General features: G+C 31.9%; 11 protein-coding genes and 1 tRNA gene. 6 read left to right on the forward strand and 6 right to left on the reverse strand.

Annotation, left to right across the window (positions count from 1 at the left end):
• Positions 1 to 18: 18 nt before the first annotated feature.
• Positions 19 to 93 (reverse strand) — tRNA-Val (locus tag AABM59_RS08610).
• Between the two features lie 172 nt (positions 94 to 265).
• Here AABM59_RS08610 and AABM59_RS08615 point away from each other — a divergent pair.
• Positions 266 to 2,053 (forward strand): ABC transporter transmembrane domain-containing protein, encoded by a 1,788-nt coding sequence (locus tag AABM59_RS08615; protein WP_338408561.1) that lies wholly within the window; start codon positions 266 to 268, stop codon positions 2,051 to 2,053.
• Positions 2,054 to 2,120: 67 nt separating this feature from the next.
• On the opposite strand, the gene AABM59_RS08620 is transcribed toward AABM59_RS08615, so the two are convergent.
• The gene (locus AABM59_RS08620) at positions 2,121 to 3,290 is read right to left on the reverse strand and encodes a proline dehydrogenase family protein (protein ID WP_338408562.1); all 1,170 of its coding nucleotides are present in this window, start codon (positions 3,288 to 3,290) and stop codon (positions 2,121 to 2,123) included.
• A 92-nt stretch (positions 3,291 to 3,382) separates the two neighbouring features.
• Here AABM59_RS08620 and aroB point away from each other — a divergent pair, with 92 nt between their 5' ends.
• The 5 genes from aroB (at position 3,383) to AABM59_RS08645 (ending at position 7,606) form a co-directional block, all read left to right on the forward strand.
• On the forward strand, positions 3,383 to 4,450 hold the full coding sequence (gene aroB, locus AABM59_RS08625) for a 3-dehydroquinate synthase (RefSeq protein WP_338408563.1): 1,068 nt from the start codon (positions 3,383 to 3,385) through the stop codon (positions 4,448 to 4,450).
• Positions 4,451 to 4,505: 55 nt separating this feature from the next.
• Positions 4,506 to 4,685 carry a hypothetical protein gene (locus tag AABM59_RS08630; protein WP_338408564.1) on the forward strand — a complete coding sequence of 60 codons (180 nt, stop codon included), beginning with the start codon at positions 4,506 to 4,508 and terminating at the stop codon, positions 4,683 to 4,685.
• Between the two features lie 52 nt (positions 4,686 to 4,737).
• Positions 4,738 to 6,135, forward strand: a complete 1,398-nt coding sequence (locus AABM59_RS08635; RefSeq protein ID WP_338408565.1) for an arginine decarboxylase — start codon at positions 4,738 to 4,740, stop codon at positions 6,133 to 6,135.
• 87 nt (positions 6,136 to 6,222) lie between these two features.
• Positions 6,223 to 7,194 carry a deoxyhypusine synthase family protein gene (locus AABM59_RS08640; protein WP_338408566.1) on the forward strand — a complete coding sequence of 324 codons (972 nt, stop codon included), beginning with the start codon at positions 6,223 to 6,225 and terminating at the stop codon, positions 7,192 to 7,194.
• Between the two features lie 10 nt (positions 7,195 to 7,204).
• The gene (locus AABM59_RS08645; protein ID WP_338408567.1) at positions 7,205 to 7,606 is read left to right on the forward strand and encodes a DNA primase; all 402 of its coding nucleotides are present in this window, start codon (positions 7,205 to 7,207) and stop codon (positions 7,604 to 7,606) included.
• 61 nt (positions 7,607 to 7,667) lie between these two features.
• On the opposite strand, the gene AABM59_RS08650 is transcribed toward AABM59_RS08645, so the two are convergent.
• From AABM59_RS08650 to AABM59_RS08665, 4 genes are all read right to left on the reverse strand, one after another.
• On the reverse strand, positions 7,668 to 8,186 hold the full coding sequence (locus AABM59_RS08650) for a DinB family protein (protein ID WP_338408568.1): 519 nt from the start codon (positions 8,184 to 8,186) through the stop codon (positions 7,668 to 7,670).
• Positions 8,187 to 8,196: 10 nt separating this feature from the next.
• Entirely contained in the window at positions 8,197 to 10,782 is a 2,586-nt protein-coding gene (locus tag AABM59_RS08655; RefSeq protein WP_338408569.1) for a phosphoenolpyruvate carboxylase, read from the reverse strand.
• Positions 10,783 to 10,874: 92 nt separating this feature from the next.
• Complete coding sequence (locus AABM59_RS08660; RefSeq protein ID WP_338408570.1) at positions 10,875 to 11,354, reverse strand: winged helix-turn-helix transcriptional regulator; 480 nt, start codon at positions 11,352 to 11,354, stop codon at positions 10,875 to 10,877.
• 63 nt (positions 11,355 to 11,417) lie between these two features.
• The gene (locus tag AABM59_RS08665) at positions 11,418 to 12,572 is read right to left on the reverse strand and encodes a M14 metallopeptidase family protein (protein ID WP_338408596.1); all 1,155 of its coding nucleotides are present in this window, start codon (positions 12,570 to 12,572) and stop codon (positions 11,418 to 11,420) included.
• Between the last annotated feature and the right edge of the window lie 272 nt (positions 12,573 to 12,844).

Raw genomic sequence — 12,844 nt, forward strand, 5'->3', positions numbered from 1 at the left:
GGTCATGGGTACTACTTGTGGGCGATGAGGGGTTCGAACCCCCGACCCCCTCGGTGTAAACGAGGTGCTCTGAACCAGCTGAGCTAATCGCCCTTAATAGGAGTGCAAATATACATTGTAGATATTGCATTTACAAACAAAATGTAAAAAATAAAATTTATAATTATTAACTACTAAGAACGCAAAAAATAGTAGGTAAAATAAGACTTGATTTATTTGTGTTCAAAAGGTATAACCTTACATTTGTATAATTAAAAAAATAGCAATGGCTCGATTTAAAGAAAATGATTTGCCAAAATCAAAGATTACCGCAAGTTCACTGAATAAAGCAATACTCATATTCAAATATGCCGGAAATCATCGTTGGAAATTTTATGTTGGGTTAATTTTCCTCTTATTTACAGGCGCTACAGCCTTGGCATTTCCTAAATTAATGGGAATGTTAATTGATAGCGTAAAGGGAGGAAGTTATGATCAAGCTAATAATATTGCATTGTTATTAATTATAATATTGTTTTTTCAATCTATATTTTCTTTTTTTAGATTGTATTTATTTATCAATTTCACCGAACATACACTAGCTAATCTTCGCCTTTCTTTATACAGTAATTTAGTTAAATTACCCATGTTGTTTTTCTCCCATAAACGTGTGGGTGAATTAAATAGCCGAATCAGTTCTGATATTACTCAAATACAAGACACATTAACTTCCACTATTGCCGAATTCTTACGACAATTTATTTTGATTATTGGCGGTGTAATTTTACTAGCAACACAAAGTATCAAACTAACTTTACTAATGCTATCAGTTGTTCCTCTTGTAGCAGTTGCTGCCGTCATTTTTGGAAGATTTATCAGGAAGTATTCAAAAAAAGTTCAAGATCAAGTTGCCGAAAGTCAGGTTATAGTCGAAGAAACAATGCAAGGAATTAGCATTGTGAAGGCTTTCGCCAATGAATGGTACGAAATCGCTCGCTATGATGGAAAAATAAAAGAAGTTGTAAAATTGGCCATCAAAGGAGGAAAATATAGAGGATACTTTGCGTCGTTTATTATTTTCTGTCTCTTTGGAGCCATTGTTGCGGTGGTTTGGTTTGGTGTTCGATTAAGCATTAGTGGCGAAATGAGCATAGGGCAATTAATCTCCTTTGTTTTGTATTCGACTTTCGTTGGAGCTTCTTTTGGCGGAATTGCAGAGCTTTATGCCCAAATTCAAAAAGCTATCGGGGCAACAGAACGCGTTTTTGAACTATTGGAAGAAACTCCAGAAAAAATAAATTCTGCACAAAATTCATTATCTATCCAAAAAATTAATGGGAATGTCACTTTCAAAAATGTGGCCTTTAGTTACCCTTCTAGAAAAGAAATAAAAGTATTGAAGGGTGTAAGTTTTACAGCTAATTTTGGTCAAAAAATTGCCATCGTAGGACCAAGTGGTGTTGGTAAATCAACCATTGCTTCCTTATTGTTGCGCTTTTACGATATTGAAGGTGGTGAAATATTGATTGACGGAAAAAACATTTACGATTTTGATTTGGGAAATCTCCGCGGCAATATGAGTATTGTTCCCCAAGATGTGATTTTATTTGGCGGAACTATCAAAGAAAACATTGCTTACGGAAAACCAGATGCTACCGATGACGAAATTCTTGTTGCAGCAAAACAAGCCAATGCTTTGAATTTTATTGAAAGTTTTCCAGAAAAATTTGAAACTATGGTTGGCGAAAGAGGAATTAAATTGTCTGGTGGACAAAGACAACGAATTGCCATTGCAAGAGCCTTACTCAAAAATCCAAGTATTTTGATACTGGACGAAGCTACATCATCATTAGACAGCGAAAGTGAAAAACTGGTTCAAGAAGCCTTAGAAATTTTAATGGAAGGAAGAACGAGTATTATTATAGCGCATCGTCTTTCAACTATTCGCAGTGCTGATCAAATTTTGGTTCTTGATAAAGGTATAATTGCAGAACAAGGAACACATAAGGAATTGATTATTTTAGAAAACGGTATTTACAAAAACTTAAGTAACTTACAGTTTAGCGATTCATAAAAAGGTTTGAGTAGAAAAGACCTGTCAGGTTTTAAAAACCTGTCAGGTCTATACTTACCAATAAACGCTACTTTCCTTTCCTCCTATTTCGTTCCGCTTTTATCATTGATAATTCACGACTCGTTTGTCCAGCGACAGAAGTATTCTCTTCGGCCCGACGAATTAAGTAGGGCATCACATCTTTTACAGGTCCAAAAGGCAAATACTTGGCAACATTGTAACCGTTTTCGGCTAAATTAAAACTAATGTTGTCACTCATTCCATATAATTGACCAAACCAAATTCTAGAATCATTAGCTTTTAAACCTTTTTCTTCCATCAAATCCATCAATAAATAAGTACTCAATTCATTGTGAGTTCCTGCAAAAACAGACATTCTGTCGATATTATCAATCATATATTTAACAGCTGCATCATAATTCTTATCCGTAGCTTCTTTATCAGAACAAATCGGTGTTGGGTAACCCATTTCTTGAGCGCGTTCATTTTCTTTTTCCATATAAGCGCCACGTACTAATTTCATTCCAATAAAAAAACCTTCCGCTTTTGCTTTTTCGTTCAGTTTTTTCAAATAATCCAATCGATCCCAACGGTACATTTGTAATGTATTAAAAACAATGGATTTCGATTTATTGTATTTTTGCATCATTTCAACAATCAAATCATCGACTGCACCTTGCATCCAACTTTCTTCGCTGTCTATCAAAAGTGCAATATCATTGTCGAACGCCGCTTTACAGACTTTATTAAATCGAGCCACTACCCTATTCCATTCTTCCGTTTCAGCCGACGTCAGTTTTTTCTCTTCTCCAATAACTTGATACAAATCGATGCGACCAAAACCAGATGGTTTAAAAACGGCAAACGGAATTGTCTTTTTTTCTTTGGCAAAATCAATAAGTTTCAAGGTTTTTTCCAAAACAGCATCAAACTGATCTTCCTCTTCTTTTCCTTCAACAGAATAATCTAAAACAGAAGAAACTCCTTTGTCATACATTTTATCTACTACAGAAATACAATCGTCTTCATTAATACCGCCACAAAAATGGTCAAAAACAGTGGCGCGAATTAAACCTTCGACGGGTAAATTTGCTTTTATTGCAAAATTTGTAACTGCAGTTCCTATGCGAACTAGGGGTTGATTATCAATTAATTTAAAAAGGAAATAAGCTCTATCAAGTTCAGTATCGCTTTTTAGTGAAAAGGCAATTTGTGTATTATTGAATAAATTCTTCATTATTTGTTATATTTTTGTGCAAATATAAAAAGAGTTTTAAATATTATTCAGCAAAATTTACCTTATTTTGCGCTTTCAATCAATAAAATAAAATGCAAACAATTCAAGCCAATAATTATTCAATTCATTTCAACGAAAAAGGATATGACGCCTTAAATTCGTTCCTAAACGAAAGTAACTATTCAAACTTATTTATTGTTGTAGATAACAATACGGAGGAGCTTTGTTTGTCTAAATTTTTGCCTTATTTAGCTACGGATCTTTCCATAGAAATTATTGAATTTGAAGCAGGAGAACCCAATAAAAACATTGAAACTTGTGTTCAAATTTGGAATGTTTTAACAGAACTTGGAGCCGACAGAAAAAGTCTTGTTATCAATCTTGGCGGTGGCGTTGTTACTGATTTGGGTGGTTTTGTGGCTTCGACATTCAAACGAGGAATCGATTTTATCCATATTCCAACCACTTTACTTTCGATGGTCGATGCTTCTGTAGGTGGAAAAACGGGTGTAGACCTAGGAAATTTAAAAAACCAAATTGGCGTTATCAATGTACCAAAAATGGTACTTATTGACACCCAATATTTAGAAACACTTTCTAAAAAAGAAATGCGTTCCGGACTTGCCGAAATGCTCAAACACGGTTTAATATATGATAAAGGCTATTGGGAAAAGTTCTTAGATTTAAAAGTCATAGATTTTGCCGATTTTGATGAATTGATTTATCGTTCGGTCGAAATAAAGAACGAAATTGTAATACAAGATCCAACCGAAAAAAATATTCGAAAAGCATTGAACTTTGGACATACTCTTGGCCACGCTATCGAAAGCTATTATTTAGAAAATGAAAACAAGGAATCCTTGTTGCACGGTGAAGCAATTGCCATTGGAATGATTTTGGAAAGTTATATTTCATTAGGAAAAGATTTGATTAGCCCATCGGAATATCAGCAAATAAAAAAAGCGATAAAGACTATTTATGATGACGTCGTTTTTGAAAATAATGACATTGACCCCATATTAGAATTATTGATTCATGACAAAAAAAATGAGTACGGAAACATACAATTTGCACTGATTGACGGCATCGGAAAAATAAAAATCAATCAATCTGTTGAAAATGAATTAATTATAAAAGCTTTCGAAGATTATAAATCTTAATTTTTTTACTAAAAAGGATTGCTTTACGTATATAATATTTTTTACATTTGCAGCAATGAAAAAAAATCAAAACCAGAAAAATTATAGTTCCATTAAAAACGAAAGCAATACCTCTTTTTTAAGAATATTGAAACGTTTTTATACGATTAAAGATATTTATAGTTATGACACTTTTCAATATTTGAAAGCGGATCACGAGAAACTTCAAATTATATATGCAAACATTAGAGTTTGAATTTAGTTGGATTTATTTTACTTTATAAATAACATAAAACACTAAAAACCTAATGAATACAAAATACTCTGATCTAATAAATCAAACCTATTATTTCCCACAAGAAGAATTTACTTTAGATAAAGACAACCTTCAGTTTCACAATATTGATTTGATGAAATTAGTAGAACAATACGGCACCCCATTAAAGTTTACCTACTTACCACAAATCTCAAATAACATCAACAAAGCCAAGAATTGGTTTCGTAAATCGATGGAGAAAAACAAATATGATGCTAAGTATTTCTACTGTTATTGTACCAAAAGTTCCCATTTTGAATATGTAATGAACGAAGCATTCAAAAATAACATTCACATTGAAACTTCATCCGCTTTTGACATAAATATCGTTGAAAATTTAATGGCTTCAGGGAAAATTAACAAAAGTACTTATGTAATTTGTAATGGTTTTAAAAGAGACCAATATATTGAAAACATTGCTCGATTAATAAATAACGGTCATAAAAATACGATACCAATTATTGATAACTATGAAGAGCTTGACATTTTACAAGATAAAATCAAAAGGAAATTCAAAATAGGAATTCGTATTGCTGCTGAGGAAGAACCAAAATTTGAATTTTATACTTCCCGTCTTGGAATTGGCTATAAAAATATCGTCCAGTTTTATAAAAAGCAAATTCAGGATAATAAAAAGTTAGAACTTAAAATGTTACACTTTTTTATTAATACTGGTATTAATGACAATGCCTATTATTGGAACGAATTGGTAAAATGTATCAAAGTATATGTGGCACTAAAAAAAGAATGTCCAACACTTGATGGATTGAATATTGGTGGAGGTTTTCCAATAAAAAATTCATTGGCTTTTGAATACGATTATCAATATATGATTGACGAAATTATCAATCAAATTAAGATCGCTTGTGACGAAGCCGAAGTTGATGTTCCCAATATTTTTACTGAATTTGGTTCTTATACTGTTGGCGAAAGTGGCGGCGCTATTTACCAAATTTTGTATCAAAAACAACAAAATGATAGGGAAAAATGGAACATGATTGATTCCTCGTTTATTACTACTTTACCAGATACTTGGGCAATTAACAAGCGGTTTATTATGCTGGCAATCAACCGCTGGAATGATACTTATGAAAGAGTTTTGCTTGGTGGCTTGACCTGTGATAGCGATGACTATTATAACTCAGAGCAGAATATGAATGCTATTTATTTGCCAAAATACAATAAAGAAAAACCATTATATATTGGTTTTTTCAATACTGGAGCTTATCAAGAAACCATTGGTGGTTATGGTGGTTTACATCACTGTTTGATTCCGCAACCCAAACACATATTGATTGATAAGGATGAAAACGGAATCTTAGCAACTGAAGTATTCTCTGAACAACAAACTGCCGAGGATGTTTTAAAAATATTAGGTTACGCAAAATAATAAATTAATAATTAGTCTATTTAAAATTCGTTAATTTTGAATATGTTTTTCAATTTTTTCAATTTTTAAATATTTAAATTTAAAAAAATGAGTAAAGGTCCAATAAGCCAATTTATCGAAAAGCATTATTTGCATTTCAACTCTGCTTCTTTGGTAGATGCTGCAAAAGCATACGAACAACAATTAGCCAACGGGGCAAAAATGATGGTTAGTATGGCTGGCGCAATGAGTACTGCGGAAATCGGGAAGATTTTTGCAGAGATAATCCGTAAAGATAAAGTTCAAATAATTTCTTGCACTGGGGCAAATCTTGAGGAAGATATAATGAATTTAGTTGCACACTCGCACTATGAAAGAGTGCCTCATTATCGTGATTTGACACCAGAAGACGAATGGGCTTTACTGGAACGAGGATTAAATCGAGTAACCGATACTTGTATTCCAGAGCACGAAGCGTTCCGTAGACTGCAAAAACATATTTATAAAATTTGGAAAGATGCCGACGATAAAGGAGAAAGATATTTTCCTCACGAATTTATGTATAAAATGTTGCTTTCAGGGGTTCTTGAAGAATATTACGAAATAGACTTAAAAGACAGCTGGATGTATGCTGCAGCAGAGAAAAATTTACCTATTATTGTACCGGGATGGGAAGATAGTACGATGGGAAATATATTTGCCTCATATGTTATCAAAGGTGAATTAAAAGCTTCTACAGTGAAGTCAGGTATAGAATATATGGTTTACTTGTCAGATTGGTACCCGAAAAATAGTGCCAATGGAATTGGATTTTTTCAAATAGGTGGGGGTATTGCTGGCGATTTTCCAATTTGTGTTGTCCCAATGTTGTATCAAGATATGGAAATGCACAATATTCCTTTTTGGAGTTATTTTTGTCAAATTTCAGATTCTACAACCAGTTATGGTTCTTATTCTGGAGCAGTTCCAAATGAAAAAATTACTTGGGGAAAATTAGATATAAAAACACCTAAATTTATTATTGAGTCGGATGCTACGATTGTTGCTCCATTAATTTTTGCTTATTTGTTAGATTTATAAAATTATTTTTATGAACAGAATTATTGTTGATTATACTAAACTTACCCACGAAATTTTAAATCTTTTGGTCGAAAAATTTCCTGATGGCTATGACGATTCAAACACTATCCGCTTTAGAAATGCACAAAACGAATTAATCGAAGCTGTTGAAGTCAAAACTGAAGACACTGTTTTTTTAGTAAAAATCAGCACTAATCTTGCAGATCGTATTGAAAATTATGATGAAGATGATGAAATTGCTTCTGAAATCGAGCCAATTATACCTGCAAAAGGTTTTGATGATAGCGAGGATGATGATGATTTTGACAAACCCTATACTGACAATGACAATGATGATGATGATGATGATGATGATAACTCCGATGAAAAGGAGTTTGATGATGATGAAGACGAGGACGAGGACGACAATTAATTAAATTTATTAAAAAAAGGAACTCCGAAAGAAGTTCCTTTTTTTTTTTAAATAAACCAAACTACTTCAAATAGCGTTCTTTAATTATTCTCAAATGATGATTTTGATGTCCTGAAATTATAAACCCTAACGCACGAACAGAAATAGCACTATCAGAAGAAGTACCTAAATATAAAAGCTGTTCCCCCGAAAAATTTTTGAACAAACTTAATGTAGATTTTCTGACGAATTGAAACTCTACAATCAAACTTTCCAATGTTCGATTATTTGCCATAGCATTGGGTACATAATCGTTTTCTTCAAATCCAGGCAAGGGTGTTTTGTCTCCTCGCCCAATTCTTAGAGCTCGATAGGCAAAAATGCGTTCTGAATCAATGAGATGCAATAAAATATCCTTGATTGTCCATTTATTTTCTGCATACCGATATTCCATTTTTTCTAATGGAATAATTGAAATAAAAGAAATCATTTGATTTAATCCTTTTTCCAAGCCTTCTATCAAACTTATATCTTCTAATGCATCTATATAAGTAGTGTTGAAAGAAGAATATTCCATTTTTAATAATTCGTTAGGTTTCATAAATTAGAAATTATGCTGAGTTTCGACTGGCATTTGTGTTTCCAAAAAGAGAACGAGTAACAATCTTTTCGTACGTTTTTATCAAGTCCAAATCAGGATTTTTCTCTCTATTCATTTCATTAATTTTCAACAAGGCATATTGTTGTATTGTCAACAAAGGCAATACAATACGCTCTCTTATATCAATCGAAGCCTTACCGTCAGGATAATTTTCCATAAGCTCTTTATGACCCGCAATTTTTAACAACAATCTTTTTGTTTCCAAGAATTCGTCGTAAATAATTTGCCAAAACGGACCAAATTCAGGGTCATTTTTCATATAAGCGGTCAATGGGAAAAAGGACTTCGCCAAAGACATCATACTGTTTTCCAATAATGTTTTAAAGAACAAAGAATTATCATATAAATCCTGAACTTTTTCCCATTTATTGTTATCTTCAAAGTGTTTTAATGCCGAACCTACGCCAAAAAATCCTGGCACATTCTGCTTCAATTGACTCCAAGAACCAACAAATGGAATGGCTCGTAAATCTTTGAAATCTAGAACATCCGACTTATTTCTTTTTGAAGGACGACTCCCTATATTTGTTTTAGCATAATACTTAATTGTGCTCATTTGCTCTAGGTATGGAATGAACTTTGGATGATTCTTGAAATCCAAATATTTTTGATATCCTAATTCTGCTAATTGCCCCAAAACTTCTTTTTCACCAGCATTCAGCTCATTTTTACCTTTACTAAAAACTTGATTTGTAACGCCAGCACTTAATAAATTTTCTAAGTTATTCCGACAAGAATCCAAAGTTCCAAAATTAGAACTTATGGTTTGCCCTTGTACCGTAACTTGAATTTCTTTGTTTTCTATGTTTGGCCCCAAAGAAGCATAAAATTTATGTGTTTTTCCACCACCACGAGCTGGTGGACCACCCCGACCATCAAAGAAAATAGCTTTAATTCCGTATTTTCTGGAAATGGCAGTAAGTTGCTCCTTAGCTTCATAAATACTCCAATTTGCCATTAAATACCCCCCATCTTTTGTACCATCAGAAAAACCAAGCATTATTGTTTGCTTATTATTTCTGTTTTTTAAATGTTTGGCATAAGCAGGGTTCGTGTATAACTTTTCCATTATGATATGCGCTTTTTGCAAATCATCAACTGATTCAAATAGCGGAATTATGTCAACCAAAGGATTTTCCCAATTGTTTAATCGGATAAGTGCAAAAGTTTCCATCACATTAAGCGCACTTTCATTATTGCTTATGATATAACGATTTGCTCCAAATTCTCCATTTCTTTCTTGAATTTGTTTGATGGCCTGTATAGACTCGATAGTCGATTTTGTCATTTCATCTTCAAATACGTTTGAATCTATATCGCCTAAAGCATTGGAGAGAACTTTAATTTTATCATTTTCAGAAAGCTCATAATAATTCGTTGGAAAGATAGTAGAATTTGAATTTACGAAATAATCAACAACATCTTTAAATACGGAATCATGAACTCTACTATTTTGACGAATATCTAAAGACGCAAAATGAAATCCAAACAAATTTACTTTGATCAAAAGTGCATCTAATTCGTCTAAATATAAAGATTGGTGACGTTCAATTATTATGGTTTTAATTTTATTTAATTGTGTTTTGAATTCATCTAAGGTGATATAAATTTCACCTTTTGAATAAAATACAGAACGATATAATTTATATTCCAGTTCTGCAACCAGGACATCTACATCAAAGAAAGTTAATTTTCTTTTTAGATTTCTCATCTCGATATAATAACATTTCAATATCGAATTTCTTAATCTTTCTGCGACTTTAAGAGTGATTTCGGTTGTTACAAAAGGATTTCCGTCACGATCTCCACCAGGCCAAAAACCGAGTTTAATTAATGGGTTTTGAATGGAGCTTCCGTTCAATATGTTTTTTTCAAGATAATGCACCATCTCTCCTGAAGTCTCATAAAATACATTTTCGAGATACCAAATTAAGCTTACTGCTTCATCAAATGGATTGGGTTTTACGGCTTGAATAAAAGGTGTTTTACCTAATTGTGCTAATAATTGTTTAATGTCAAGTAAGTTATTCTCACGAATAGCATTAGTTAAATCATTGATAATACCAAGAACGGCACCTGGGTAAAATTGTGTTGGATGAGCTGTTAATACAGTTCTTACATTAAAATCTTCTAAGAAATCAATTAACTCTTCTTTCTTATTTTTAGCATCTGCTTTTTCTTTGATGTCTCGCAACGAACCTCTCCCTTCCATATTATTTACGATTGGAAAAGCGGCATCCTCAATAGCGTCAAAAAGTACAATCTGACGTTCGATATATTGAATAAAACGGAACATTAAATCGATTTTTTCTTTTTCGGAAGCATTGTGCAGGTATTTTTCGGCAAAGAAATTAACAATCTCTTTTGGATTTTCTTGTTTTTTGAAACCAGTATCGCAAACTTCGGTAAATAGGGGTAGTAAAACCCCTGTATTATCAATAGAATCAAAAGGCAAGGTTATAAAAACACTATTATAAATATGATATTTTGAAAGAACCTCTTGATTGAAACGTTCTATTTTTGGAAGTGTGTACATAGTAGCGTATTAATTGTTGTTGGTAATAGTTAATTCATAAAAAAACCCCAAGAATAAACTTGAGGCTATTTTATAATATAGTTTTCAAGTGATTACATATTCTTAAAAATAGTATGCATCAAGCGCTTCTTATCGTTTATACTTTCTTCTAATGAAATCATTGTCTCGGTTCTATAAACTCCTTCAATATCATCAATCATAAAAATAACATCTTTTGCATGTTTCGTATCTTTAGCTCTAATTTTACAGAAAATATTAAATTTTCCAGTCGTTACAGAAGCCACTGTTACAAATGGGATTTCATTAATTCGTTGCAAAACAAACTTTGTTTGTGATGTGTTATTAAGAAAAACGCCAACGTATGCTATAAAAGAATATCCTAATTTATCATAATCAAGAGCTAAAGACGAACCCATTATGATTCCTGCATCTTCCATTTTTTTTACTCTAACATGCACCGTTCCTGCAGAAATTAATAATTTTTTTGCAATATCTGTAAACGGAATTCTTGTGTTGTCTATCAACATGTCCAAAATCTGGTGATCTACTTCATCTAAACGAAACTTACTCATAATTCTTAAATTAATATTATTAATTGTAATTAGAAAAAATCAACATAAATATTAGATTCAATTTTATTCCTTCATTAAACCATTAACAAACTCGATGTTGTTATCTAAATGAAAATCAGCTTTTTGATCTAATCTAGGAACATTATTAAAAGTATCTTGGTATAAAGCACCTTTAGAATCATACTCATAATGTCCGAAATAATTTTCCAATTCTCCTATCTTAACGATATATGCATTAAAACAAAGATTACCTTCTATTAGTTCTTCTTTATATTGTGCAGCAAAATTGGTGATTATTTCAATACCATCATAATTTATTTTGATATTTTTATATATAAAATCATAAAAAACAATATTATTTTGAGGAATATTCAAGTAATTGTCAATTTCATTGACAACTACATCGTTTTCGTCAATTATGATAAAACTCGAAATTAGAGATATAAAAACAAATTTTCGAGTTTTTTCTCTAAAATAATCATTTTGAAAATGTCCGGCTTCGAACAAAATAGTAGGAACTCCTAAATTTTGAAAAGTATCTCCAATACAGTTTATGTTGAACGTATCGTCAAAACGCCCCACTTGCCCTGGAATATATTTTTGCAAAACAGTGTTAATTCTCGCAATCAAGTTGATTGCTTTCAATCGAGATACATTTACCTCTCTTGCCTCATTATAAGAGGGAGCCAAAAAAGACAATGTTGTAGGCTTTCCCGTATTCCCCACTCCAAAAATAGTGCGTTGATCATGAAGATTATAACAAAAATCAGGTTTAAAACTCTCCAAAGTCGCTCTCAAAATATTACTTTCAGGCTGTGAAAGATTTTGAGAATCTCTGTTTAAGTCAATTTTATTTGCGTTTTCACGAGTATATAGCTTTGCACCATCAGGATTTAACATTGGAATGCAACAAAATGTGAATGTATTGAGAAAGCGTTTTGCTAATTCGGAACTATCATTTAACAAATTTATAAAGTCAAAAAGGGCTTTTGTCGTTGTACTTTCATTTCCGTGCATTTGAGACCAAAGCAGAATTCGAATTTTTCCAACCCCAATTTCATATTTATAAATGGGTTTATCAAGGACTGATTTTCCAATAATTTTTAGTTGATTGTTAGTGTTGAAGCTTTTTAAAACTGGCTCAATGGACTCTAAAGTTATGTATCTGCCTTGCAGAGATTGCTCTTTAAATTGATTGAATAATTGTTCTAAATCCATGGGTTTATTTTCTTTCACAAAAGTAAACATCTTTGTATTTACATTTGTAAACCGTAAATATTTGCAATTATTTAAAAATGTAAACAGCATTTTAATGTGTAATGAGTCCTATATCTTAGGCTGTGTAGCTATTTGTTTGCTTTATCTTTTTAAATATTCAAATATCTATTTATCAGTTTTTTATATACTATTACTTTATGTTTTAATTATTGATAATTATGCTAAATATAATGATTTACATCTGTAATTTTGGCATTTTCATTCCATTTGAT

It is taken from the genome of uncultured Flavobacterium sp. (assembly GCF_963925185.1).
In the GTDB taxonomy this organism is placed as follows: domain Bacteria; phylum Bacteroidota; class Bacteroidia; order Flavobacteriales; family Flavobacteriaceae; genus Flavobacterium.

Excerpts from the sequence above, each read along its gene's own strand:
- AABM59_RS08620 (WP_338408562.1), bottom strand. The coding sequence starts at position 3,290 with ATGAAGAATTTATTCAATAATACACAAATTGCCTTTTCACTAAAAAGC.
- AABM59_RS08665 (WP_338408596.1), bottom strand. The coding sequence starts at position 12,572 with ATGGATTTAGAACAATTATTCAATCAATTTAAAGAGCAATCTCTGCAA.
- AABM59_RS08645 (WP_338408567.1), top strand. The coding sequence starts at position 7,205 with ATGAACAGAATTATTGTTGATTATACTAAACTTACCCACGAAATTTTA.
- aroB (WP_338408563.1), top strand. The coding sequence starts at position 3,383 with ATGCAAACAATTCAAGCCAATAATTATTCAATTCATTTCAACGAAAAA.
- AABM59_RS08630 (WP_338408564.1), top strand. The coding sequence starts at position 4,506 with ATGAAAAAAAATCAAAACCAGAAAAATTATAGTTCCATTAAAAACGAA.
- AABM59_RS08660 (WP_338408570.1), bottom strand. The coding sequence starts at position 11,354 with ATGAGTAAGTTTCGTTTAGATGAAGTAGATCACCAGATTTTGGACATG.
- AABM59_RS08650 (WP_338408568.1), bottom strand. The coding sequence starts at position 8,186 with ATGAAACCTAACGAATTATTAAAAATGGAATATTCTTCTTTCAACACT.
- AABM59_RS08640 (WP_338408566.1), top strand. The coding sequence starts at position 6,223 with ATGAGTAAAGGTCCAATAAGCCAATTTATCGAAAAGCATTATTTGCAT.
- AABM59_RS08655 (WP_338408569.1), bottom strand. The coding sequence starts at position 10,782 with ATGTACACACTTCCAAAAATAGAACGTTTCAATCAAGAGGTTCTTTCA.
- AABM59_RS08635 (WP_338408565.1), top strand. The coding sequence starts at position 4,738 with ATGAATACAAAATACTCTGATCTAATAAATCAAACCTATTATTTCCCA.
- AABM59_RS08615 (WP_338408561.1), top strand. The coding sequence starts at position 266 with ATGGCTCGATTTAAAGAAAATGATTTGCCAAAATCAAAGATTACCGCA.